We start from the raw sequence: 24,493 nt of genomic DNA, 5'->3' as shown, positions 1-24,493 counted from the left end.
GGTTGTCTCTCCACCAGGCTTCGGGGGTCAGGAGCCCGCGGTGCGGTAGCGCCGCAGGCTGACGGTGAAGCAGAGCGCGAACAGCACGCCCAGCGTCACCGCGATCACCACACCGGGATGTTCGGAGGGGAAGCTGCCACTGCTGGTGGCCGGGTTCCCCCACAGGTCGCGGCAGGTCGAGATGACGGCGGTGATCGGGTTCCACTCCGCGACCGGACGGACCAGGGCCGGCATGGAGGCCGGGGCGAGGAAGGCGCTGGAGACGAAGGGCAGCACGATCACGATGAACGGCGTGACCACGCTGATCGTCTCCACGTCGCCGAGCGTCACCGCGAAGAGCACGCCGAGCCAGAGCATCACGTACGTCAGGAGCACGATCAGCCCGAATCCGGCGAGCACCTCAAGGGCCCCGGCGTGCGGCCGCCAGCCGAGCAGCAGCCCGGCCCCCGTGACGACGGCCAGTCCGAGCAGCCCCACCAGGAGGTCCGCGAAGGTGTGCGCGAAGAGCACCGCGGACCGGCTGATGGGCATCGACCGGAACCGGTCGACCAGGCCGCCCTTGAGGTCCATCGCCACCGACACCGCGGTCGGTCCGACGCAGGCGAGCGCCACCTGGACGGCGCCGCCCGCGAAGACGTACTCGGCGTAATTGCCGCCCGCCGGAAGGGTGATGGCGTCACGGAAGAGGTAGCCGACCATGACCATCGACACCAGCGGGCTCATGGCCACGCCGAGCACGCGGCCCGGGGCCCTGCGCAGGTGCAGCAGGCGCCGGCCGGTGACGGCGACCATCTCGGTGAACATGGCGCGCAGGCCGCCCGGGGAGCTCGGCAGGTCCGTGCCGGGTCCCGCGGGGGCGGGTTTCAGGGCTGTCGTCATCGCTGGTCACGTCCGTCCTGGTCCTTGCCCTGCTCCTGGTGCGTGTGCGCGGCCCCGTGCAGCCGGTCGAGCTCGGCGGCGAGGGCCGGGCCGACCTCGGCGAGCGCCCCGGGGTCGAGGAGGGCGTCGTGGTCGCAGTCGATCCGGTGCACGTCGAGGGTGCCGACGTAGGGCCTCCACAGCTCGGACAGGTCGGGCGCGGGCTCGCCCGTGTCCGTCCGGCCCGCGACGAAGAGCCGCATCGTGCCGTCGTAGCGCCGGGGCGTGTAACGGGCGTGCAGGACCGGGTGGTTGGACATCAGGCCCACCATGCGGGCCATGCGCTCCTCGCCCATCTGCGCCAGCGGGCTGTCGTCGCGCCGCAGCGCGTCGATGACGTCGCCGACCACCAGCGGCCGGTCGCCGAACCCGGCCGGGTCGTGCCCGATGCCCTCCAACAGCCAGGCGAGCTTGGCCTGTTCGTCCTGATCCGCGCCCTCGGCTGCCGGGTCGCCCGCGGCGCGCGGGTAGGAGTCGAGGTTGGCGACGAGGCCGACCTCGTCGCCGGCCGCGCGCAGCTGGACCGCGATCTCGAAGGCGAGCAGCCCGCCGAGCGACCAGCCGAGCAGGTGGTACGGGCCCTCGGGCCGCACCTTCTTGATCATGCCGATGTACTCGGCCGCGGTCTCCTCGATGCTCGTGGGCAGCGGGGCGCCGTCCACGACGTACGGGGCCTGGATGCCGTAGACCGGGTGCTCGGCCCCCAGGTGCGGGGTGAGCGGCATGTACGACAGGGCGAATCCGACCCCGCTGTGCAGGCAGAACACCGGGGGGCGGCTGCCCGTCGGCTTCATGCACAGCACGGTGCCGAACGGGTCGGAGAACTCCGCGCCGTCCTCGCCGCCGATCGCGTCCATCGCGTCGGCCATGATCTGCGCGCCGCGGCGGCCCGCCGGGGCGTCTGCCGCGGAGGGGGCCGGGGCGTCTGCCGCCGGGCCGGACTCCAGGGAGGCCGCGAGCGCCCGGACCGTCTGGTGCGCGAAGACGTCCGCGCTGCTGATCTCCAGGCCCGCCTTGCGGGCGAGGGCCACCAGACGCAGTGACTTCATGCTGTTCAGCGACGTCTCGAAGAAGTTCTCCGCGACGCCGAAGGACTCGACGCCCAGGACGTCGGCGACGATCGCGCACAGCGTCTCCTCGGCGGCGCTGAGCGGGCCGGGCCCGTCCGCGGGCACCGCGTCCCCGGCCTCGGACTCATCGGCCGGCGGGGGCGCGTCGGGGGCCAGCAGGTTGCCCGCCGTGTCCCACTTGGCGCGCTCGCCGGTCCGCAGGAGGCGGGCGCCGGGCGGCCCGTACGGGTCGGCCACGAAGTGCTCGGCGCTGGCGCCGGGCAGGCCCGCGTAGCCACGGCCGAGCCCGTCACCGCCGACGTACACCTCCCCCACCGCGCCCGGCGGCAGGGGCGCAAGCCACTCGTCGAGGACATAGGTGCGGGTGTTCCAGACGGCCCGGCCCGGCACGGGTGTCCGGGGCGTCGACCAGTCCTGCGGCAGCGGCTCGGCGGCGCCCGCCCCGGCCCCGGAGAGCAGCGGCACGAGGAGCCCGCCGTCCGCACCGTCGGCGTGCGCGCCGGACTCCAGCGCCCAGGCCAGCAGGTTGGCGGCCGCGCGGTGTTCGACGACCGTGCCACGGGGGCGGCCCGCCGCGTCGTCCGCGCGGATCACGTACGCGGCGTGGCCGGGCCGCAGCGGCGCGGTGCGGTCCGCGTCGGTCACCGGGTCGGTGGAGCCGCCGCGCACCTCGGGGCCGTCCAGGACGACCGCGGTGACGCCGGTGCTCCGCAGCCTGCTCGCCAGGCCCGCGGTCGTCAGCACGCACAGCGGGTCGGTGTCGGCGAAGAGCGCCTTGGTCCGCGCGACCGGCTCGTCCGCGGCGATCGGCACGTAGGCCGCGCCGGACTTGAGGACGGCGAGCGCCGCGACGGCGTGGTCCGCGGGACGCGGCACGGCGAGCGCGACGATCCGGTCGGGTCCGGCGCCGATCGCGAGCAGGCGGCGCGCCAACTGGTTCGACTTGGCGTCGAGTTGGGCGTAGGTGAGGCCCTTGGTCCCGGATCCGACGGCGATCGCGTCGGGGGCGGCCGCCGCCCGCGCGGCGAACAGCTCGGGCAGGGTCGCCGGCGGCAGCTCGCGCGCGGTGTCGTTCCACTCGGAGAGGATCCGCTCGCGCTCGGCGCCGGTGAGCAGGTCGAGGCCGCTGAGGCGGACGTCGGGGTCGGCCGCGACCGAGCGCAGCACCTCCTGGAACTGCTCCGCCATGCGCTGCGCGGTGTCCCGCGTGAACAGGTCGGTGCTGAAGGTGAGCAGGCCCCGGACACCGCCACCGCCGGGCCACGGCAGCAGCTCCAGCATCAGGTCCATCTTGGCGCGGTCGGACGCGGCGTACTCGGGCACGACGGTCAGGCCGGGCAGGTCCAGCGGCAGGTTGCCCTGGTTCTGGACGCTCAGCATCACCTGGAACAGCGGGTGCCTGCCGCGGGCGCGGGCGGGCCTGAGCGCGTCGACGACCTGGTCGAAGGGGATGTCCTGGTGCGAGTACGCCGCCAGGTTGGTCTCCCTGATCCGGTCCAGCAGTTCGCGGAAGGTCGGGTCGCCGCTGGTGTCGCCGCGCAGCGTCAGGGAGTTGATGAACATGCCGACCAGGTCGTTGAGGGCGTCGTCCGTGCGTCCCGCGATCGGCGAGCCGACCGGGATGTCGGTGCCGGCGCCCAGCCGGGTCAGCAGGGCGGACAGCGCCGCCTGGAAGACGATGAACTCGGTGGTGCCGGTCTGCCGGGCGAGCTCAAGGAGCGTGCCGTGCAGGCCGGACTCCAGCTCGAACATCACCATCTCGCCGCCGGACGTGCCCGCCTCGGGGCGCGGGAAGTCGGCGGGCAGCCGCAGCTCGTCCGGCAGGCCCGCGAGGGCGTCCCGCCAGAAGGAGAGCTGCTGGGCGGCGAGGCTGTCCGGGTCGTCGGCCGCGCCGAGCAGCTCGCGCTGCCAGGCGGCGAAGTCGGCGTACTGCACGGGCAGCGGGGTCCGCCGCGGCACCCGGCCGTCGCAGCGGGCGCGGTAGGAGGACGCCAGGTCGGTCAGCATGGGGCCGATCGACCAGCCGTCGAAGACGATGTGGTGGAAGACCAGCATCAGGACCCACTCGTCCACGCCGAGCGCGAACAGCCGGGCCCGCAGCGGCGCTTCGGACCGCAGGTCGAAGCCCAGGTCGGCCTCGGCGGCCAGCGCCTCGGCCAGCTTGGCCTCCGAGACCGTGCGGGTGCGCAGCACCGGCGCGCCCGTCGCGGCGTCGAGGACCCGCAGCGACGGCACGCCGTCGGTCTCCGGGATGACGGTCCGCAGCACCTCGTGGCGCTCGACCAGGTCGTTCAACGCCCCTTGCAGGGCTGCCTCGTTGAGACGGCCGGAGAGCCGGAAGGCCATCGGGGTGTTGTACGTTCCGTCGCTCGCGTCCTGGCTGCGGTTGATGAACCACTGCTGTTCCTGGGCGAAGGACAGCGGCGGCTCCGTGCCCTGGGGCGCCGGGACCAGCGGCGGCCGTGCCCCGTCCGCCGACTCGACGTGCCCGGCCAGCGCGACGACCGTGCGTGCCTCGAACAGCGCGCGGATGGGCAGTTCGACGGCGAGCACGCTGCGCACCCGGCTGACCAGGCGCGTCGCGAGCAGCGAGTGCCCGCCGATCTCGAAGAAGTCGTCGTCGATGGAGACCCGGGCCACCCCGAGGACGTCCGCGAACAGACCGCAGAGGATCTCCTCGACGGGGGTGCGCGGCGCGCGGCCCCCGAGGGTGTCGCCGAGGTCGGGCGCGGGCAGCGCCTTGCGGTCGAGCTTGCCCTGCGCGGTGAGCGGCAGGGCGTCCAGGGCGACGACCGCCGACGGCACCATGTACTCCGGCAGGGACAGGGCGAGCTGGTCGCGCAGCCCCTCGGCGACACCGGGTTCCCCGGTCACGACGTACGCCACCAGGCGGCGGTCGCCGTCCTCGCTCTCGGAGACGATCACGGCGGCCTGCTCGACGCCGCGCTGGGCGAGCAGGGCGGCGGAGATCTCGCCGAGCTCGATGCGGAAGCCGCGCAGCTGGACCTGGTCGTCGGCGCGGCCGACGTAGTCGAGCTGGCCGTCCGGCAGCCAGCGCACCAGGTCGCCGGTGCGGTACATCCGGGCGCCCGCCGGGCCGAAGGGGTCGGCGACGAAGCGCTGGGCGGTCAGCTCGGGGCGGCCCAGATAGCCGCGCGCCAGGCCGCCGCTGACGTACAGCTCGCCGACGACGCCGCGCGGCGCGAGCCGCAGGTGGTGGTCGAGGACGTACACGCGGTGGGCGTTGGTGGGCCGGCCGATCGGCGGGCGGGCGTCACCGGCCAGCGGGCCGCCGACGGTGGAGCTGACGACGGCCTCGGTCGGGCCGTAGCCGTTGTAGAGCCGGACGTGCGCCGACCAGCGCTCGACGACGTGCGCGGGGACGGCCTCGCCGGCCACCGCGAGGCGCAGGTCGGCGGGGAGCGTGCTGCCCTCGGGCAGACCGCCGACCACGACCGGCGGCAGGCCCGCCAGATTGACGCGGGCGCCGTTGATCAGGTCGACCAGCGGCTGTCCCGGCGCCCGGCACTCCTCGTCCGCGATGACCAGCGTGCCGCCGTTGAGCAGCGCCAGCATGATCTCCCAGACGGAGGCGTCGAAGCTGATGGAGGCGAACTGAAGGACGCGGGTCTCCTCGTCGAGGCCGAAGCGTTCGACGAGGCTGTCGACCATCGAGAGCAGCCCGGTGTGGGCCACCACGACGCCCTTGGGCCGGCCCGTGGAACCGGACGTGTAGATCATGTACGCCGCGTTCTGCGGCGCGAGCGGTCCGGTGCGGTCGGCGTCGGTGAGGCCGGTGCCGGGCAGCGCGGCGAGGCGCTCCACGGTGTCGGGGGCGTCCAGGACCAGCGGCTCGGTCGCGAGGCCGGGCAGGCCGGCGAGGCGCTCGTGCGTGGCCTCGTCGGTGAGCAGCGCCGCGGGCCGGGCGTCGGCCAGCATGTAGGTGATGCGGTCGGCGGGGTAGCCGGAGTCCACCGGGAGGTAGGCGGCGCCGGTCTTGAGCACCGCGAGCACCGCGACGACCACCTCGGGGGTGCGGGGCAGCATCAGCGCGACGGTCCGCTCGGGGCCGATGCCGCGCTCCACGAGCAGCCGCGCCAACCGGTTGGCGCGGGCGTCGAGTTCGGCGTACGACACCTCCTCGTCGCCGAGGACGACGGCCGTCTTGTCCGGCGTGCGGGCGGCGTGCGCCTCGAAGACCTCGGTGGTCAGCGCGCCGGAGGAGGCCCGCACCCGGCCGGTGCCCGACCAGTCGTCGGCCAGCTGGCTGCGCTCGTCGTCGTCGAGCGCGTCGAGCCTGCCGAGCAGGGCCTCCGGCTCGGCGGCCAGCTGCTCCAGGACGCGTACGAAGCGCCGCAGGATCCCCTCGGCCTCGTCCGGCGTGAAGATGTCGGGCCGGTACTGCGCCTCCAGGTGCATCCGGTCGCCCGGGAACACGTTGAGCGCGAAGGGGTACTCGGCGATGACCCGGGCCTCCCAGTCGAGCATGCTCAGGCCGGGGACGTGCTCGCCGATGCGGTCCAGGACGCCGGTCGGGTAGTTGTGGAAGGAGACGACGGTGTCGAAGAGCTCACCGATGCCGGCGCCCTGCTGCACCTCGGCGAGGCCCAGGTGCTGGTGGGGCTCCAGGTCGAGCTGGCGGCCCTGGAGCGCGGCGAGCATCGAGGCGAGGTCCAGGGAGGGGTCGAGCCCGACCCGGACCGGCAGCGTGCTCAGGAACGAGCCGACCGTCCGCTCGATGCCGGGCACCTCCTCGGCCCGCCCGGAGACCACCGCGCCGAACGTCACGTCCTGGCGGCCGGTCAGCCGGCCGAGCGCGACCGCCCAGCAGCCCTGCATGACGGTGCTCGTCGTCAGGCCGCGCGAGGTCGCCCAGGACGTCACCGCCTCCGTCAGCTCCGCGGGCAGGTCCCGGTGCACGGAACCGGGCAGCACCGAGGCGCGCGGCCGGTCGGCCGGGCCGAGCCGGGTGGGCTCGTCGATGCCCGCCAGCTCCTTCTGCCAGGCCTCGCGCGCGGCCGGCTTGTCCTGGGCGGCGGACCACTCCAGGTAGCCGCTGAGCGGGACGACCGGCGGGAGCGCCGTGGTGTCGCCGCCGTTGGCCCAGAGCGTGACGAGTTCCTCGGCGAGGACGGCGGAGAGCGACCAGCCGTCGACCAGCATGTGGTGCGCGGTCCACACCACGCGGTGCCGGTCGTCGCCGAGCCGGTAGACGGTGAACCGGGTCAGGGGTGCCCGGGTGACGTCGAAGCGGTCGAGCCACTCCTCCTCGGTGCGCCGCCGCACCTCCGACTCCAGGTCGGCGCCCGGGACCTCGGTGAGGTCCACCTCGGTCCAGTCGAGCTCCACGGCCGAGGAGACCAGCTGCACCGGATCGCCCGTGTCGCGCTCGCGGAAGCAGGCCCGCAGGCTGGGGTTGCGCTCCAGGAGCGCCGTCGCGGCGGCGCGCAGCCGCTCCCGGTCCAGCGGTCCGGCCACGTCCATGGTGACCTGGAGGGTGTACGCGTCCATGCCCTGCCGGTCGAACTCGGCCTGGAAGAGCAGGCCGCGCTGGAGCGGGGAGAGCGGCAGGATGTCGTCGAGCCCCGGCACCGCGCGTTCGTACCCGTCGATCTCCGCCTGGGTGAGGGTGACCAGCGGGAAGTCGGAGGGGGTGCGCCCGCCCGCGTCGGGCCGCTCGGCGTGCGCGGCCAGCGCCTCCAGGGCGCGGAACCAGTCCTCGGCCAGGCGCCGCACGTCGTCCTCGGCGAGCAGCTCGCCCGCCCAGGTCCAGTCGGCGACCAGGACGGGGCCCTCCGCGCGGTCCTCGGTCATCGCGTCGAGTTCCAGGACGTGCCGCAGCGGGGTCTCGGGGGCGGCGGTGAGACCGGAGCCGCCGGCCTCCATCGTCCAGTCGCCGCCGGTGCCCGCGGCGAACCGGCCCAGGTAGTTGAAGCCGATCCGCGGGGCGGCGCAGCGGGCGAGGACGGCGGCGGTCTGCGGGTTGAGGTGACGCAGCAGGCCGTGGCCGATGCCGTGGCCGGGCAGGGCCCGCAGGCCCTCCTTGACGCTCTTGAGGGCGGCGCCGCAGGCCGCGCCGCCGTTCCACACCTCGGCCCAGTCCGGGTCGCCGACGTCGAGGCCGACGGGGTAGACGCTGGTGAACCAGCCGACGGTACGGGACAGGTCGAGGCCGTCGGTGAGCTGCTCGCGGCCGTGGCCCTCCAGCTCCACCAGCGTGCGCGAGCCCGTGCCCCGGTGGGCGAGCGCCAGCGCGAAGCCGGTGAGCAGGACCTCGTCGACCTCGGCGTGGAAGGCGGCGGGCACCCGGCCGAGCAGGGCGGCCGTGCGGTCGGCGGGCAGTTCGAGCCGGAGCCGGCCCGCGCTGCCGTGCACGTCCCTGGCCGGGTCGAGGGGGCGGTCGGCGAGCTCGACGGTGCCGCCGCCCAGGATCTCGGTCCACAGCGGGAGTTCGGCGGTGCGGCCGGTGGTGCGGGCCTGCTCGGACAGCACCTTCGTCCAGCGGCGGTAGGAGGTGCCGACCGGGTCGAGGGCGGTGCCGTGCCAGGCGGCGCGCAGGTCAGGCAGGAGGATCCGCCAGGAGACGCCGTCCACGGCGATGTGGTGGATCACCAGCAGGAGGCGGGCCGCGGCGGTGTCGCCGTCACCGCCCTCGGCGTCGAGGAGCACCGCCTGCACCAGCAGGCCGTCCTCGGGGCGCAGGCGCGCGCGGGCCGCCGCGAGCTGCTCCGCCGGTGCCGCGTCCCGGTCCGTGCCGGACGGGGTCACGGCCCTGCTGAGCACGTCGGCGGCGGGGACGGCGCCCTGCGGCAGCGTCTCCAGGGACCACAGCCCCGGCACCGGGGAGGTGAGCCGGGTGCGCAGCGCGTCGTGCCGGTCGAGGACCGTCTGGAGCGCGCGCTCCAGACGGGCGGTGTCGGTGTGCGCGCCCGCGGGCAGCGCGACGGTGACGTACTGGGCGAACTCGCGGACGGCCGTGGGCCTGTCGGCGAGGTCGGCACGCAACTGGTCGACGATCGGGGCGAGTTCGAGCTCGCCGACGCCGTCCGCCACGGCCGCGGCCTCCTCGGCGTGGTCCGCGCGCCGGGCGACCGCCGCGATGGCGGCCGGGGTGCGGTGCTGGAACACGTCGCGCGAGGTGATGACGAGCCCGGCCCTGCGGGCCCGGCCGACGACCTGGATGGAGCTGATGCTGTCGCCGCCGAGGGCGAAGAAGTTGTCGTCCACGCCGATGCTCGGCACGCCGAGGACCTCGGCGAGCACCGTGCAGAGGATCTCCTCCTGCGGGGTGCGGGCCGCCCGTCCGGCGGCCGTGACCGTGAACTCGGGTGCGGGCAGGGCCTTGCGGTCGACCTTGCCGTGCGGGGTGAGCGGCATCGCCTCCAGGGTCAGCAGCACCGCGGGGACCATGTGGTCGGGCAGCACGGCGGCCAGCCGCTCGCGCAGCGCCTCGGTGTCGGCGCCGCCCCGCTCGGGCACCACGTACCCGATCAGGCGGTGGTTGCCCGCCGGGTCGGCGACCGCGGCGGCCACCGCGTCGGCGACGCCCGGCAGGCCGCGCAGCACGGACTCGACCTCGCCCAGCTCGATGCGCTGGCCGCGGATCTTGACCTGGTGGTCGCGGCGGCCGGTGAAGACGAGCTGTCCGTCGGCGAGCAGCACCACCTGGTCGCCCGTGCGGTACATCCGGGAGCCGTCGTTCGCGAACGGGTCGGGCACGAACGTGAAGGCCGTGCGGGCCGGGTCGCCGAGGTAGCCGCGGCCGACGCCGGCGCCCGCGATGTACAGCTCGCCCGGCACGCCGCGCGGCACCGGCCGCAGGTCGTCGCCGAGGACGTGGAGGCGGGTGTCGCGCAGGGGCCGGCCGATCGGCATGGAGGCGCCGGACATCTCGGCCGCCGAGCGCGCGTACCCGTGGGTGACGTCGTCGGAGCACTCGGTGGGGCCGTACACGTTGGCGACGGGGATGTCGGGGTAGCGCGCGAACCAGCGGGCGCACAGCTCGGCGGGCAGCGCCTCGCCGTTGGAGATCATCCAGCGGAGCGCGGGGAGTTCGGGGGCGCCGCCCGCGGTGTCCCACACGTCGAGCGTGGCGCGCAGCAGCGAGGGCACCACTTCGAGCACGGTGAGGCGCTCGGCGGCGATGGTGCCGAACAGCGCCTCCGGGTCGGCGGCGTCCGCGCGGGCGACCGCCCGGATCCGGCCGCCGACGAGCAGCGTGGTGAGCGACTGCCAGACGGAGACGTCGAAGGTGACGGGCGCGTTGTGGACGAGCGCGTCGGTGGCGTCGAGGGAGAGCTCCTCGACCTTGGCGAGCAGGTGGTTGACCATGCCGCCGCGCTGCACCATCGCGCCCTTGGGCCTGCCGGTGGAGCCCGAGGTGTAGATGACGTACGCCAGGTCCAGGGGCCCGCCCGCGACGGGCGCGAGGCCGTCGGCGGCGTCGCAGGCGCCGTCCAGGAGGTGCACGGGCAGGCCGCTGTCCGCGGCCACCCGCTCGGCGAGGCCGTGGTGCGTGGTGTCGGTGAGCACCTGGACGGCGCCGCTGTCCGCGAGGAGCGAGGTGAGCCGGTCCAGGGGCGCGCGCGGGTCGAGGGGCAGGAAGGCCCCGCCGGCGCCGAGCGCGGCGAGTTCGGCGGTGACGAAGTCCCGTCCGGGTTCGGTCAGGACGGCCACCGGGCCGTCGACGGACACCTGCCGCGAGGCGGCGCTGGCCCGGCCGACGAGTTCGGCGTAGGTGAGGCTGCCGCCCTGGTCGGTGACCGCGACGGCGTCGGGGCGCTCGGCGGCGTGCGCGCGGATCCGCTCGACGACGCCCCGGTAGGGCTCCTGGGCCACCGGGCCGGTCAGGGCGGTGGCCAGCTCCTCGGCCTCGCCGGGCGCGAAGAGGTCGAGGTCGGCCACGCGGTCCTCGGCGTCCGCGGTCAGGAAGCGGTCGAGGTAGGCGACGAAGCGGGACAGGTGGCCGCCGACGTCGTCCTGGGTGTAGCGGGCCTCGTTGCCGCTGAGGTCGACGCCGATGCCGTTGTCGCCCTTGTCGGCGACGGTGAACTCCAGGTCGTCGACCAGGCCGGTGGAGGGGCTGTAGATGGTCGCCGCGCAGGGGCCGATGCTCAACTCCTCGACCTGCGGCATCATGTTGATGAACGGGCCGAAGGGCCTGCGGTCGTCGCTGGAGAGGCCCATCGCGCGGCGGATGCGGCTCACGCGGTAGCGCTGGTGCTTGAGCCCCTTGGACAGCGCCTGGTAGGCGGCGCCGAGCAGGTCGCGGCGGGTCAGGCCGGGCGTGAGGGTCAGCCGCAGCGGCACGTAGTTGACCACCATGCCGGGGATGTCCTGCATGGTGCCGCCCACGCGCCCGGTGGCGGGCAGCGCGAGGAGGACGTCGTCGGTGCCCGCCAGGCGTCCGGTGTACGCGCCGAGGGCGGCGACCAGCACGGTCTGCCAGGTGGCGCGGGCCTCCCAGGCCACCGCGCGCAGCCGCTCGGCGACCGCCTCGGGCAGCACGGTCTCCTCGCGCAGGAAGGTCTGCGCCGGTTCGGCGTCGCGGGTGGCGAGGCTGAGGGGCTCGGGCCGGTCGGCGAGCTGCTGCTCCCAGTAGGCGCGGTCGCGGTCGCAGCGCGGCGAGTCCGCGTAGGCCGCCTCGGCCTCGATCAGCTCGCTCAGCGGCGGGAAGCGCCCCTCGTCCAGGGAGGTGCCGGCGAGCATCGCCCCGTAGATCGCGGAGAGCCGCTGCCAGTAGATGACGTAGCTGAAGCCGTCCGAGACGAGGTGGTGGTTGAGCAGGCAGAAGAAGGTGCGCTCCGCGCCGAGGGTGAACACGCTCAGCCGGAACAGCGGCACGTGGGGGACGGCGGTCGGCGACAGCGGGACGCGCAGGTCCTCCTGGATGGCGGCGCGCGCGGCGGCGGCCGGGTCCGCGGCGCCGCTGACGTCGGTGACGGTCAGCGGCAGGTCGACGTCCGGCTCGATGAACTGCCAGGGCTCGCCGTCGACTTCGGTGAAGCGTGCGCGCAGGCAGTCCGACTCCTCCACCAGCCGCGCGAGCGCGGCCCGGAACAGCTCCTGGTCCAGCGGCCCGCGGATGTCCCAGAAGATGGCGGTGTTGTACGTGGCCCCTCCGCCCGAGAGCTTCTCGTCGAACCAGATGTCCTTCTGGCCGGCGGTGAGGGGCAGGCCGCCCGTCTGAACATGACTCATAGCAATCCCCTAGCGAAGGTCACCTGGTGCACACCGTCGATCATTCGAAAAACCGCTGACAGTGGGCTGACCCCCAACTGACGGGTCAGCCCGTGCGCGGCGTGGCGGGAGCGGTCAGCCGCAGCCGCCCGCGTGCGCGTCCTCGACCGAACGGCCGAGGGCCACCGCGGCGGCCGGCTGCGCGAGCGAGGGGGCCGGGGCCGCCTTGGTCCGCAGGTGCTCGACGAAGCCGTCGAGCCGGTCGAGACCCCAGAAGCGGGTGAATCCGTGCACGAAGAAGGGCACGCCGAACACGCCGTCCTTGCAGACGTCCAGGAGGATGCGGACGCCCTCGGCGCGCCGCTCCGGGTCGTCGCTCGCGTCGGCGATCAGCCCCCGGTCGATGCCGAGTCCGGTGCCGATGTCCGCGATGGTCGCGCGGTCGCAGATGTCGCGTCCCTCGCCGAACCGGGCGCGGTAGACGGCCGCGATGTACTCGTGGCCGAGGCCCTGGTCCCGGGCGACCAGGTAGCCGAGGTGCGGGACCTCCCACACCGGGGCGCGGTCGACGGGCCAGTTCACGGTCAGGCCGCGGGCCTTGGTGAGACGGCCGACGTCCTGGAGGACGTACCGGTTCTTCTCGCGGGACATCTCCGAGTAGGGGAACCTGCCGCCCTGCTCGTCGAGTTGCCGTGCGCTCTCGGCGTCGGGCTCGAAGAACGGCAGCCATTCGAGGCGGTCGACGAGGTCCTTGTGCTCGCTCATCACCTCGCGGTAGGCGAGCCAGGAGTAGGGGCTGCGCAGGCTGAAGTAGAACCGCGGCGTCTTGTTCCGGCCGGCTGGGGACATGGGAGTTCTCCCTTTTCTGCTCTCTCTTCGGGGACGTGGGGCCTTGGGGCGGGGTCAGACGACGAGGCCGCCGTCGACGCCGAAGACCTGTCCGGTGATGTACGAGGCACGGTCGGAGGCCAGGAAGGAGACCAGGTCGGCGACCTCCTCGGGGCGGCCGAAGCGGCCGAGCGGGATCCGCTCGGTCATCTTCTTGGTGTGCTCGTCGCCGAGTCCGGAGAGCATGTCGGTGTCGATGAAGCCCGGGGCGACGGCGTTGGCGCGGATGCCGTAGCGCCCCGACTCCTTGGCCAGCGCCTTGGTGAAGCCGATGATCCCGGCCTTGGTCGCCGAGTAGTTGGTCTGGGTGGCGTTGCCGTACACGCCCGCGACCGACGACATGGTGATCACCGAGCCGGTCCGGCGCTTCATCATCGAGAAGACCGCCGCCTTGCAGAGGTTGTACGTGCCGTCGAGGTTGACCCGCAGCACGGCGTCCCAGTCGTCCTCCGCCAGCATCACCAGCGGGTTGTCGCGCACGATGCCCGCGCAGGAGACGACGGTGCGCAGCGGCCCGAGCTCCTTCTCGCTGTCGCGGACGAAGGCGCGTACGCCCGCGTGGCGGGCCACGTCGACCTGCGCCGTGTGGACCCGGGCGCCGGCGGCGGTGGCCTCCTTGGCCACGGCCTCGGCGGCGTCCTTGTTGGACTGGTAGCAGAACGCCACGTCGTAGCCGTCCTCGGCGAGCCGGGTCACCACATGGCGGCCGATCCCCCGGGAGCCTCCGGTCACCAGCGCGACCCGTGGTTCGGTTGCGGACATGCGTAGTTCCTCTCGATGGGTACGTCGGGTGGGTCGCCGCGCGGGGGCAGGCCGATGGGCACGGCTGACCGGGGTACGGCCGTGCCGTACCCCCTCAGCCGCGGTCGTCGTCCGTGGCGGTCAGGCGCGCTCGGCGCCGCCGAGCACCGCGCAGCCGACGGTGCCGTCCCGGTCGATGCCGGTGACGAGGGCCGCCTCGCCGGGGGCGAGCCCGGCTTCGCCCGCGGTGGCGAGCACCGCGGCCAGCTGGAGGCTGGTGGAGGCGGCGGAGGTGTCGCCGAGCAGCGGGCGGCAGCGGATCCACTCCGGTTCCGCGGCGCCGAGCGCGTCGGTGATCCCCGACTCCTCCAGGGCGGCGAGCTTGCCGTCGGCGCCGAGCGGCGCCACCAGGCGGACCTGGCCGGGCGCGACGCCGGCCCGGTCGAGCGCGCCGCGCACGCAGTCGGCCAACGCCCGCTGGGCGTCGCTCCGTTCGGCGTACGCGCCGAACCGTGTCGCCAGGATCCGGGCGAGGGGTTCGCGGCCCGCGGCGCGGGCGTCGTCGGCGGTCTCCATCAGGAAGACGGCGCTGCCCTCGCCGAGCGGCGTCGACTGCTCCTCGGCGCCCCGGCCGTGCCACTCCAGCCAGGCGCGCTGGGTGGAGTACTCCTCGGCCGCCCCGCACAGCACGCGGGCGCAGTGGCCGCCGCGGTGCAGCCGCACCGCGTAGCTCAGGGCGAGCAGACCGGTCAGCCAGCCGCCCGCGACCGTGGTGTTGGGCCCCTTGATGCCGTGCCAGATGGCGCTCTGTCCGGCGGCGCGGTTCATCACGGTGTTCGGGAAGCGGGCCGGGTCCACGTGGTAGGGGCGCTCGCTGGTCAGGGCGTCCCTGGTGAAGTCCATGATGCTCTGGACGCTGCCCGAGCCGGTGCCGAGGACCAGGCCGACCTGCTCGGGCCGGGCGGTCAGTTCGTCGCCGCAGGAGGCGAGGAGCCGGCCGACCGCGGTGACGGCGATCGCGGTGACCCGGTCCATGGTGCGGGTGCCCTTCTTGCCCACGTACTCCCGGGCGGTGAAGTCGGGCACCAGGCCGCACCGGTCGAAGGGGCCGGGCCAGGCCTCGCGGTCGAGCGCGGTGACGGCGCCGCGCCCGGCGCCGATGCCCTCGCTGAAGGGCGTGCTGCCCACGCCGTATCCGGAGACCACCGACCAGGCGGAGAGGACCAGTTCGGACATCACGCCGCCTCCCGGTACCGGCCCAGGATGAGCACGGCGTTGTTGCCCGCGAAGGCGAGCGCGTTGTTCTGGACCACGTTCAGTTCGGTGGGCCGTGCCTCGTTGGGCACGCAGTCCAGGCCGCACTCCGGGTCGGTCTCGCGGTGGTTGATCGTGGGCGGGATGAAGCCCTCGGTCAGGGAGAGCGCGCAGGCCGCCGAGGCGAGCGCGCTGGCGGCGCCCATGGAGTGGCCGATCATGGACTTGATGGAGATGGTGGGCGGCGGCGCGTCGAAGACCTGGCGGATCGCGCCGGCCTCGGTGACGTCGTTGGCCCGGGTGCCGGTGCCGTGCGCGGAGATGAAGTCGATGTCCTCGGGCTTCACCCCGGCGTTGCGGTGGGCGACCTCCATGCACCGGGCGAGGCTGTCCTGGTCGGGCGCGACGGGGTGGTGGGCGTCGCAGTTGAGGCCGTAGCCGAGGACCTCGGCGTAGATGCGGGCGCCGCGGGCGCGGGCGGACTCCAGGCTCTCCATGAGGAGGATGCCGGCGCCCTCCCCGGTCAGGATGCCCTTGCGGTCCTTGTCGAAGGGCTGGCAGACCTCGGGGGCGATCGTGCCGAGCCGGTAGAACCCGGTGAAGGTCTTGCGGCACACGGCGTCCGCGCCGCCGCACAGCGCGACGTCGACGTCGCCCTCGCGGATGGCGTCGTAGCCGCTGCCGATGGCGTAGTTGCCGGCCGCGCAGGCGGTCGGGATGGTCAGGGCCTCGACGTCGGTCAGGCCCAGCTCGCGCACGATGCCGCTGGAGAGCCGGCCGGCCTGCGCGCGGCGCGCGACGACGGCCGGCAGGTTCTCCGGTCCGTCCGCCAGCTGGACGCCGACGAGGGTGTCCAGGTCGCGGGACTCGGCGTCGGTGGTGCCGACAGAGACCAGGGCCGGACGCCGCCTGAGCTCCGCCAGGTCCATGCCCGCGTCCTCGACCGCCATCTTGGCCGCGGCGACCGAGAACTGGGAGGCCCGGCCGAGTTCGGCGGGGTCGACCCGGTGGATCCAGTCCGCCGGGTCGAAGTCGGTCACCTCGCATCCGTTGGCGTGCGCGAAACCCGTTGTGTCGAAGGCCGTGATCGGCTTGACCCCGCTGCGTCCGGACCGCAGTCCGTCCAGGAAGGCCGTGACGCCGAGCCCGATGCTGGTGACCGCACCGAGCCCGGTGATCACCACGCGACGCGGCCCGTGGTCGCTGTCGTACACCCTGTGCTCCAGTCGTCCGGGGCCGATACCTACTGGGACGCCTTGGCCGTCATGGCTTCGCCGACGACCGTGGCCACGCCGTCCAGGTTGACCATCCGGGCCAGTTCGGCCTGGTCGATGTCGATCCCGAAGGCGCGCTCCAGCTGGGAGAGGATCTCGATGGCACCCATCGAGTCGGCCTCGTGGTCCTCCTTGAAACGACTGGTGTCGGTCATCTCATCCGGGTCGATCTCCAGGATGTCGCAGATGATTCCCTTGATCGTGGCGCGGCTGTCCGCGTCCACCTGGTTCGCTGTAGTCATGCGGCGATGCTGGCGAAGGGCCCTGACAGCGAGCTGACAGCTCCTCAGCCCGAGGGGGTGGTGAGCGGCAGGAAGTCGGCCAACTCGGGGAATTTCGCCGGGTGTTCCACGATCCAGGGCCAGTAGCCCGGTATGGTGCGGGCGTATCCGCAGTAGTATCGCCGGACCGTCTCCACCAGCCGTCGCAGGGTCTCCTTGGCGACCGAGCCCCGGCGCCAGACCAGCATCAGCTCGATGTCCCGGGTCTCGTGGACCGGCACCAGGCGCACGTCGCCGGTGGCGCCGGTGGGCGGGGTGAGCGCGGCCGCGTCGGTGTCCCTGACCCAGTTCATCGCCTCGTGGTGGCCGTCGACGTGGTGCGAGCCGCTGACGTCGGCCTGGCCGAGCCGGGCGAGCAGGTCCCTCTCCACGTCGTGGAACCAGTGGTCCCGTGAGTAGTGGACCCAGTTGAGCCCGGCGAGGTGGGAGCCGTCGACGCAGGGGAGGTCGGCCAGCGGGTGCCCGCGCGAGACGGCGAGCCAGATCGGCTCGCGGAAGATGACGGTGGAGTCGAGGTCGGGATGGTGGACGAGGCCCGGGGCGGCCCTGGCGGGGCTCGGGACCATGGCGACGGTGAGGCCGCCGCCGTGCACCGCGTCGACGGCGGCGGCCGGCGCGAGCGTCTCGGTCTCCACGTCGAGGGCGGGCATCGAGGCCTGGATCGCCCCGAGCAGGGTCGGCGGGGTCCATTCGGTGTTACCGAAGCGCAGGGTCCGCGCGACGCTCGCGGCCGCCTCGCTCGTCACCTCGTCGGCCTGCTGGACGAGGCGGGCCAGCAGCGGGATGAGCCGGTTGCCCAGGGAGGTCGGCACGATGCCCGACCGCGACCTGACGAAGAGGTCGCCGCCCAGCATCTTCTCGATCCTGCGTAACTGCGCCGTGAGACTGGGCTGTGGAAGGTTCAACCAGCCCGCCGCCTTGGAGATACTGCCAACCTCGGCAATGATCCACACAATCCGGGCATGCCTCAGTTCCAGATCCATATCCCTTGCAATCTTGTGATTCGTCGACGTGAGTCGATGGCGACAATGACCGCAGGCTCGCAGGCGATTGTGGCCGGAGTGAGGACACCGCCAGAATTCCCGGCATCCCGGACATGGGGCGGGCGGGGAATCATGCCCTCGCCGAGACGCTGCCCCCTTCCGCGCAACGTCCCGCGACAGCCCCTCGTCTTCGCCGGGCGGCGAAATGTCCGCACTCGACCCGGACCAGGCCGACCTTCACAAGTGGTCGGCGACGGAACGCCGACCCACATCCCCCGTCATTACGCATGAAACTACGCCTCCGCTTCTATTCCCCGCTCCAGCGGCGTCACGGGGATATCGAACCACAGTCGAGAACCGGAAATGTGGAGTTATGAAATCCGGTTCTAGGTTCAGGTGGCACGTTCCTCAAGATTGCACGAGATTCAATTCCCGCGCACGAGGGGCGGCAAGCATGAAGCGGAGGGACGCATACCGCTTGTCCTATTTCCATCGCCTTGACCAATGGGCCTGATACACCAATATCCCCGGCATGATCAGGCCATTTACTTCGCACCGGGTCGCGATGTTCACGATCATGAACATTCGGTGATGGCCGAAGATGATCGACCGAGGTCGTGCGAGCGCCCCGCCCGGCGGCTCGGAGGCCGTCGGACGGGGCGGTCGGGAGGTTCCGGAAGCGTCGCCCGCGGGTTCCGCGAGGCAATTTCCGGACTTTTATGTTCCGTTTGACCCGGAGGACCTCAGGGGGGCCACCGCCTCCTCCCCCAGCCGCGCCCGCAGCCCCGGATCCGTCACGCCGAGGCCTTCCCTCGGCGCCAGACAGAGCACCCCCACTTTGCCCACGTGCCGATTCCGCTGGATCGCGTACGCCGCCTCGCCGACGCCCCGCAGCGGATAGACCTCGGAGAGCATCGGCGCGATCCGACCGCGCTGGATGAGACGGTTCATCTGCCACTGCTCGTAGAGATTCGCGCCATGGCTTCCGATGACTTTCTTCAGCCGCATCCACAGATAGCGATTGTCGAATGTGTGCTGATATCCCGTGCTCGATCCACAGGTGACGATCGTGCCGCCGCGCCGGGCCACGAAAACAGAGACACCGAACGTCTCGCGCCCCACGTGTTCGAAGACGATATTCGGGTCCTCGCCTATTTCCTGCCGGATGATCTGCCCCAGCCGCTTTCCGGCCTTCAGGGTGACCTCGGGATCGGCCGACATCTCCCCGATCTCGCGCCGGTCGATCACCGCCTCGCAGCCGAGGCGCCGGGCCAGGGCGGCCTTCTCGTCCGAACCGACGACGCCGACGGGGATGCCGCCGCCGTTCTTCACGAGCTGCACCGCGTAGCCGCCGAGACCGCCGGCCGCGCCCCAGATCAGGACGACGTCGCCCTGGCGCATATTGGCCCCGCGCTCGCTGATCAGCATCCGGTAGGCCGTCCCCGCGCACAGCGGGTTGGAGGCGGCCTCCTCCCAGGTCAGATGGGGTGCCTTGGGGAGGATCTGGCTGGCCCGCGCGACGGCGTAGTGGGCGAGCCCGCCGAAGTTCGTCTCGAAGCCCCAGGCCCGCTGTTCCGCGCCCAGCATGCCGTCGTCGTGGGTCACCGGGTCCTGGTCGTCCACGTGCGCGGTCGCCACGACCACGTGGTCGCCGACCCGGACGTTGCGCACCCCCGTGCCCACGCGCACGACGACTCCGGCGGCGTCCGAGCCGATCACGTGGAACGGCTGGTCGTGCCGCGCCGCCCAGCCGCCCTGTTTCCCGTAATGCCGCAGGAAGGTGAAGCTGGGAATCGGCTCGAATTTCGCCGACCAAATGGTGTTGTAGTTCAGGGCCGCGGCCATGACGGCGACGAGGACCTCGTCGGGCGCGAGTTCCGGCATGGGCACCGGGCCGACGTGAAGGGTATCCCTGACGTCCCGTTCGGCGGTGCCGGAGACGGCGTCGACGTCCTCGACCCGCAGATGTGCCGCCACGTACTCCTCGGGGACCGCGAGACGCGCGAGCACATCGGGCGCCGCGCCGTCCACCACGGCCTGGGAGAGCTCACTCATGAAGGGCCTTTCCTTTTCCGCCGGGCGAGGTCATTTCGTGAGCCGGACCGGGAGCGTCAGGAGGGTCCGGGCGATCATGCTCTGCTGCCAGCGCAGCTGGCGGACGTCCACCGCGAGGGCGAGGTCGGAGTAGCGGGCCAGCAGCGCGGCGATCGCGATCCGGGCCTCGGTGCGCGCCAGCGCGGCGCCGGGGCAGCGGTGGATGCCGTACCCGAAGGCCAGATGGCGGTTCTCGGGGCGGTGCGGGTCCAGCACGTGGGGGCGGTCGAAGTGCCGCGCGTCGCGGTTGACCGCCGCGGCGGCCACGAGGACGACCTCGCCGGCGCCGATGGTGTGCCCGTCCAGCTCGACCGGCTCCGTGGTGAAGCGGGGCGAGGCGAGGTTGCCCGCGCTCTCGTACCGCAGCGTCTCCTCCAGGAAGGCGGGGATCAGCGCGGGGTCGCGGCGCAGCTCGTCCTGGAGGGCGGGCTGGGCCGTCATCATCAGCACGGCGTTGCCGATGAGTCCGGCGACCGTGCCCACGCTGCCGAGGAGGATGGCGTTGACCATGGAGACGAGCTCGGCCCGGTCGAGCCGTTCGCCGTCGCCCGCCGGGCTCATCAGCTCCGAGATCAGGTCCTCGGCGGCCCGCTCCTCGCGCTCGTCGAAGAGGCGGTACACGTACGCCTCGAAGTCGGCGGCGGCGGCGTACTTCACGTCCGTGTCCGCGGTGGAGACCTGCGTGGCGAGCCAGCCCTGGAACCGGGTGCGGTCGGCGGCGTCGATGCCGATGATCTCGCAGATGCCCGAGCCCGACACCGGATACGCGTACGTGGTCAGGAGGTCGACCTCGTCCTCGGCGGCCATGGCGTCGAGCGCGGTCTCGGCGATCTCCTGGATGCGCGGGGTGAAGTCCCGTACCACCGCACTGGACAGGGCCTTCATGGCGACCTTCCGCAGCCGGGTGTGGTGCGGCGGATCGCGGTAGAGCATGTGGTCGTTCACGGGCGGGTCGAGCCGCAGGACGGTGCGGGCGTTGGCCTGCGCGACCTCGCCCGCCGGACCGTAGAGCTCCTTGCTGATGGTGGGGTCGGCGAACACCTGCTTGGCGAGGTCGTATCCGGTGACCACCCAGGCGCGCATGCCGCTCGGGAACTCCACGTGGTGGACGTGGCCGTGCGCGGTGAGCTCCCGGTAGACCGCGTGCGGGTCCTGGAAGAAGTCCTCGGACAGCCGATGGACGGATTCGACGGACATCTGGGCCTCCTGAGCCACGAGTTGCTTTCTCGCGTCGATACGGACGGGCGGGCGGACGGCTGGGGTGGGACCAGGGGGAGACGGAGTGGGACGACGGAACGCACGGGACCCTCGGCTACGCGTCCCGGCGGGCCCCGCGGCGGAAGGCGAGCGTCCCCAGGAGCGTCAGCGCGGCCATGGCGGCGGCGGCCGCGAACGCGGCGGTCACGCCCTGGACGAGCTGCCGGCGCGCGGGGCCCGCCGCGCCGTCGGAGGCCGCGCCGAACACCGTGGTCAGGACGGACAGGCCGAGCGCGGTGCCGGTCTGCTGGATCGTCTGGAGCGTGCCGCCGGCCGCCCCGGCGACGCCCGGCGGCGCGGTGGACATGACGAGCACGCTCAGCGGCATCAGGGCGAGGCCGGTGCCGCACCCCATCAGCACCGCCGCGAGGAACACGAGGGGGAAGTAGCCGCTGTCGGCGGTGAGCCGGGTCAGCGTGAGGAGCGCGGCGACCAGGCACAGCGACCCGGTGGCGGTGACCGGCTTGGGCCCGAAGCGCCGCAGCAGCCGCGGCACCCACTGGATCAGCGCGAACATCAGGACGGCGGCGGGCAGGAACGCGACCCCCGTCGCCAGCGGCCCCGCGCCGAAGACGTCCTGCATGTACAGGGAGAGGAAGAAGAGCATGGGGATGCTCGCCATGTAGCCGACGAACACGTTGCCGTAGGCGGCCGCGCGGTCGCGGTCGGCGAACAGCCCGAGCGGCAGCAGCGGTTGGGGCGCCCTGCGCTCGATGACGACCAGCGCCCCGACGAGCACCGCCCCGGCCAGGAGCGAGAGGCGCGTCACCGGGGCGTCCCAGCCGTCCGAGACCGCGCCGTGGAAGCCGTACACCAGGGCGGCGACCCCGGCGGTCGCGGTCAGCGCGCCCGGCAGGTCGAGCCGGGCGGGGTGGCGCGGCACGGCGGGCAGCCACCGCGCGGCCAGGGCGAGGGCGAGCGTGCCCACCGGGACGTTGATGAACAGCACGGCCCGCCAGCCGAACCACTGGGTGAGCACGCCGCCCACGATCAGCCCGATGGCGAAGCCCGCGCCCGCCATGCCCGAGTAGAGCGCGAGCGCCCGCACCCGCGCCTTCGGCTCGGTGAAGACGGCGGTCAGCAGCGCGAGGGCGGTGGGCCCCGCGAGCGCGGCGCCGGCGCCCTGGAGGGCGCGTGCGGCGAGCAGCCAGCCCGCCGAGGGGGCGAGCCCGCCGGCCAGCGAGGCCGCGGTGAACAGCGCGAGCCCCGCCATGAACACCCGGCGCCTGCCCAGGAGATCGCCCGCCCGGCCGCCGAGCAGGAGCAGTCCGCCGAAGACGAGGGTGTAGGCGTTGCCGACCCAGGGCAGTGCGGTGGCGCTGAAGTGCAGGTCGGCGCGGATGCGGGAGAGCGCCACGTTCATCACGGTGCCGTCGAGGACGATCATCAGCTGGCAGGCGAGCAGGACGGTCAGGACGACGCCGGCGCGCACTCGGGGTGTGCCCCCGGCGACCGGCGCGGCCGGTGCGTCCCGGGGCGATGCGGCCTCCTTCATCAGCCCACCGAGATACGGAGGATCTTCCTCCGTGCGTCGACGGGGTAGGCCGCCCTGGCGTGCACGACCCGGCGGTTGTCCATGATCAGCACCTGTCCGACACGCCAGGTGTGGGCGTACATGACCTCGGGCAGGCGCAGTAGCCGGTCCAGTTCGGCGAAGAGCGCGAGGCTCTCCTCCTGGGTGCGGCCGCGGACGGCCGCGCCGAAGTTGCGGGTCGGGTCGTGCGGGTGGTCGAGGCCGACCCACAGGGTGTCCTCGCCCGTCACCGGGTCCACCTGCACCGGCGCCACGACGGGGTTGCCGCCGGGGCGCTCCGCGTAGAAGCCGGAGACCCTGGACCAGTACTCGACCTCCAGGGTGCGCAGCCGTGCGACGAGGTCGTCGGGGGCCGCCGCGAAGAACGCCCGGCTGCTCGCGACGAGCGTCTCGCCGCCCTCGTACGGCGCTTCGAGGCACTCCAGGCCCACGTAGTCCACCGCCTCGGCGTTCAGGTGCCCGTCGACGTGCATCGGGATGGCGCCGGTGCGGAACTGGGAGTTGTCGGTGCCCGGCCGCTGCTCCTGGATCAGCCGGGTGCCGAAGCCGTACGACACCTGCGCGCCGAGCGGCGCCATGAGGTCCGCGAGCGGCACGGGCTCCGTGCCGTCCGGCTCCCCCGTGCCCCCGGGCTCCGTGCCGTCCGGCTCCAGGACGACGAAGCCGTACCGCTCCAGCTTCTCCCGGTACGGCGCGGACGGCCGGCGCGCGCACCGCGCGTCGGCGGCCATGTGCCGCATGTCCGTGGTGGTGTCCATGGTGTCCGGTGTCTCCCTTCAGCGGACGGGGTCGGTGGACGGGGCGGGTTCGGTGAACCGGGTGGCCTCGGGGCGCAGGAACTCGCGGGCGTACCCCGCCGCCGCCGGACCGAACTGGAGCGCCATGTGCGCGCCCGCCGTGTGCAGGTCGCGCCAGAGCCGCTGGAGGTCACCGCCCGTGCTGTGCCCGCCGGAGCCGGACGCCCGCATCAGCCGGTCCGCTGCGCCCACCAGCAGACCGGCGGCGAAGGCGCAGTCCCGCTGGTTGCGCGCCACGTCCGCGCGGCCGACCTGCGGGGCCGCGTCGATCAGACGCGCGACGCGGTCCAGGACGAGTTCGGCGGCGTCGATCTCGCCGGAGCTGCGCGCGAAGACGTCGGCGTAGTGCGCGACCAGCGGGTCGTACGCGGCCTCGCGCGCCTGGAGCTTCGCCCCGATCAGCCCCGTCCAGCGGTGCAGCAGTCCCCGGGCCGCGCCGAGCATCGGCAGGCAGAAGACGAAGGTGTTGACCGCGAGGAGCGGCACCGGGCGGCCGTCCGGTCCGGGCGGCGGATCGTCGATCTCCGCGAGGCGGGCGTACGGGAACGACAGCGGCGCCTCGACGAATACCTCCTCGACGACCGCGGTGTGGCTGCCGGTGGCCCGCATCCCCAGGTCGTCCCAGGTCCGCTCGACCCGCACGGCGGAGCGCGGCACCACGAACACGCGCGGTCCCGGCTCCGGGCCCTCCGTCACCTCGGCGGCGAGCAGGAACCACGCGGCGTGCTCGGCCGCCGTCACCGACGGCCAGGAGCCCGAGAGCGTCCAGCCGCCGTCGGTCCCGACGGCCCGGCCCCGGGGCGCCACACCGCCCGCGACGAGGGTGTCGGGGCCGTCGGCCCACAGCCTCTTGCGCCCCTCCGGCGGCAGGAAGCCCGCCGTACGGGCCATCAGCGCGGCCAGCACCGCGCACCAGGCGGTCGCCGGGCACGCGGCGCCGATGACGGCGGCGGCCCGCTTCAGCTGCGCGAAGGTACGGCCGGGGGCGCCGAACGGCGGCGGCACGAAGTGGCCCGCGAAACCCGCGGCGGTCACCGCGTCGACCACCTCGGGGTGCGGGGTGTGCGCCGCCTCGGCCCGCCCGGCGTGCGCGCCGGCGAGCGCGGCGACGCGGGCCGCGTGCTCCTCCGGCGAGGAGACGGGCGGGGCCGGGGCCGGGGGTGCGTCCGGGGTCGGGGGTGCGTCCGGGGTCGGGGGTGCGTCCGGGGTCGGGTTCATGGGGG

13 protein-coding genes are annotated in these 24,493 nt (G+C 73.5%); all 13 read right to left on the bottom strand.

What is annotated here, in order from left to right; genetic code table 11:
- Window positions 1-27 precede the first annotated feature (27 nt).
- Entirely contained in the window at window positions 28-879 is an 852-nt protein-coding gene (locus AB0L89_RS00225) for an ABC transporter permease (protein ID WP_365131830.1), read from the bottom strand.
- Window positions 876-12,188 carry an amino acid adenylation domain-containing protein gene (locus tag AB0L89_RS00220; protein WP_365131827.1) on the bottom strand — a complete coding sequence of 3,771 codons (11,313 nt, stop codon included), beginning with the start codon at window positions 12,186-12,188 and terminating at the stop codon, window positions 876-878. The genes AB0L89_RS00225 and AB0L89_RS00220 overlap by 4 nt, the downstream gene beginning before the upstream one ends.
- Window positions 12,189-12,302: 114 nt before the next feature.
- On the bottom strand, window positions 12,303-13,016 hold the full coding sequence (locus AB0L89_RS00215; RefSeq protein WP_365131824.1) for a DsbA family protein: 714 nt from the start codon (window positions 13,014-13,016) through the stop codon (window positions 12,303-12,305).
- Window positions 13,017-13,070: 54 nt separating this feature from the next.
- A complete protein-coding gene (fabG, locus tag AB0L89_RS00210) occupies window positions 13,071-13,817 on the bottom strand; it encodes a 3-oxoacyl-[acyl-carrier-protein] reductase (RefSeq protein ID WP_365131821.1) in 747 nt (248 codons plus the stop codon).
- Between the two features lie 120 nt (window positions 13,818-13,937).
- Window positions 13,938-15,032: a beta-ketoacyl synthase N-terminal-like domain-containing protein gene (locus tag AB0L89_RS00205; protein WP_365131818.1), complete on the bottom strand. Its 1,095-nt coding sequence runs from the start codon at window positions 15,030-15,032 to the stop codon at window positions 13,938-13,940.
- On the bottom strand, window positions 15,032-16,264 hold the full coding sequence (locus tag AB0L89_RS00200; protein WP_365131815.1) for a beta-ketoacyl-[acyl-carrier-protein] synthase family protein: 1,233 nt from the start codon (window positions 16,262-16,264) through the stop codon (window positions 15,032-15,034). The genes AB0L89_RS00205 and AB0L89_RS00200 overlap by 1 nt, the downstream gene beginning before the upstream one ends.
- Before the next feature lie 29 nt (window positions 16,265-16,293).
- On the bottom strand, window positions 16,294-16,566 hold the full coding sequence (locus AB0L89_RS00195) for an acyl carrier protein (RefSeq protein WP_365131812.1): 273 nt from the start codon (window positions 16,564-16,566) through the stop codon (window positions 16,294-16,296).
- A 44-nt stretch (window positions 16,567-16,610) separates the two neighbouring features.
- Window positions 16,611-17,588 (bottom strand): LysR family transcriptional regulator, encoded by a 978-nt coding sequence (locus tag AB0L89_RS00190; protein WP_365131809.1) that lies wholly within the window; start codon window positions 17,586-17,588, stop codon window positions 16,611-16,613.
- Window positions 17,589-18,305: 717 nt separating this feature from the next.
- Window positions 18,306-19,643: a crotonyl-CoA carboxylase/reductase gene (ccrA, locus tag AB0L89_RS00185; RefSeq protein WP_365131806.1), complete on the bottom strand. Its 1,338-nt coding sequence runs from the start codon at window positions 19,641-19,643 to the stop codon at window positions 18,306-18,308.
- Between the two features lie 30 nt (window positions 19,644-19,673).
- Window positions 19,674-20,879 (bottom strand): cytochrome P450, encoded by a 1,206-nt coding sequence (locus AB0L89_RS00180; RefSeq protein ID WP_365131803.1) that lies wholly within the window; start codon window positions 20,877-20,879, stop codon window positions 19,674-19,676.
- 115 nt (window positions 20,880-20,994) lie between these two features.
- A complete protein-coding gene (locus AB0L89_RS00175) occupies window positions 20,995-22,434 on the bottom strand; it encodes an MFS transporter (RefSeq protein WP_365131800.1) in 1,440 nt (479 codons plus the stop codon).
- The gene (locus AB0L89_RS00170) at window positions 22,434-23,231 is read right to left on the bottom strand and encodes a TauD/TfdA family dioxygenase (RefSeq protein WP_365131797.1); all 798 of its coding nucleotides are present in this window, start codon (window positions 23,229-23,231) and stop codon (window positions 22,434-22,436) included. The genes AB0L89_RS00175 and AB0L89_RS00170 overlap by 1 nt, the downstream gene beginning before the upstream one ends.
- A gap of 18 nt (window positions 23,232-23,249) precedes the next feature.
- A complete protein-coding gene (locus tag AB0L89_RS00165; RefSeq protein WP_365131794.1) occupies window positions 23,250-24,488 on the bottom strand; it encodes a hydrolase in 1,239 nt (412 codons plus the stop codon).
- Window positions 24,489-24,493 lie beyond the last annotated feature (5 nt).

Origin of the sequence: Streptomyces sp. NPDC052114 (genome assembly GCF_040680155.1) — a bacterium.
In the GTDB taxonomy this organism is placed as follows: domain Bacteria; phylum Actinomycetota; class Actinomycetes; order Streptomycetales; family Streptomycetaceae; genus Streptomyces.
Note: the sequence above shows the minus strand (reverse complement) of the source record. Positions and strands in the feature narration are given on the sequence as shown.

Coding starts and splice junctions, on each gene's coding strand:
- AB0L89_RS00225 (WP_365131830.1), bottom strand. CDS start 879: ATGACGACAGCCCTGAAACCCGCCCCCGCGGGACCCGGCACGGACCTG.
- AB0L89_RS00220 (WP_365131827.1), bottom strand. CDS start 12,188: ATGAGTCATGTTCAGACGGGCGGCCTGCCCCTCACCGCCGGCCAGAAG.
- AB0L89_RS00215 (WP_365131824.1), bottom strand. CDS start 13,016: ATGTCCCCAGCCGGCCGGAACAAGACGCCGCGGTTCTACTTCAGCCTG.
- fabG (WP_365131821.1), bottom strand. CDS start 13,817: ATGTCCGCAACCGAACCACGGGTCGCGCTGGTGACCGGAGGCTCCCGG.
- AB0L89_RS00205 (WP_365131818.1), bottom strand. CDS start 15,032: ATGTCCGAACTGGTCCTCTCCGCCTGGTCGGTGGTCTCCGGATACGGC.
- AB0L89_RS00195 (WP_365131812.1), bottom strand. CDS start 16,566: ATGACTACAGCGAACCAGGTGGACGCGGACAGCCGCGCCACGATCAAG.
- AB0L89_RS00190 (WP_365131809.1), bottom strand. CDS start 17,588: ATGGATCTGGAACTGAGGCATGCCCGGATTGTGTGGATCATTGCCGAG.
- ccrA (WP_365131806.1), bottom strand. CDS start 19,643: ATGAGTGAGCTCTCCCAGGCCGTGGTGGACGGCGCGGCGCCCGATGTG.
- AB0L89_RS00180 (WP_365131803.1), bottom strand. CDS start 20,879: ATGTCCGTCGAATCCGTCCATCGGCTGTCCGAGGACTTCTTCCAGGAC.
- AB0L89_RS00175 (WP_365131800.1), bottom strand. CDS start 22,434: ATGAAGGAGGCCGCATCGCCCCGGGACGCACCGGCCGCGCCGGTCGCC.
- AB0L89_RS00170 (WP_365131797.1), bottom strand. CDS start 23,231: ATGGACACCACCACGGACATGCGGCACATGGCCGCCGACGCGCGGTGC.
- AB0L89_RS00165 (WP_365131794.1), bottom strand. CDS start 24,488: ATGAACCCGACCCCGGACGCACCCCCGACCCCGGACGCACCCCCGACC.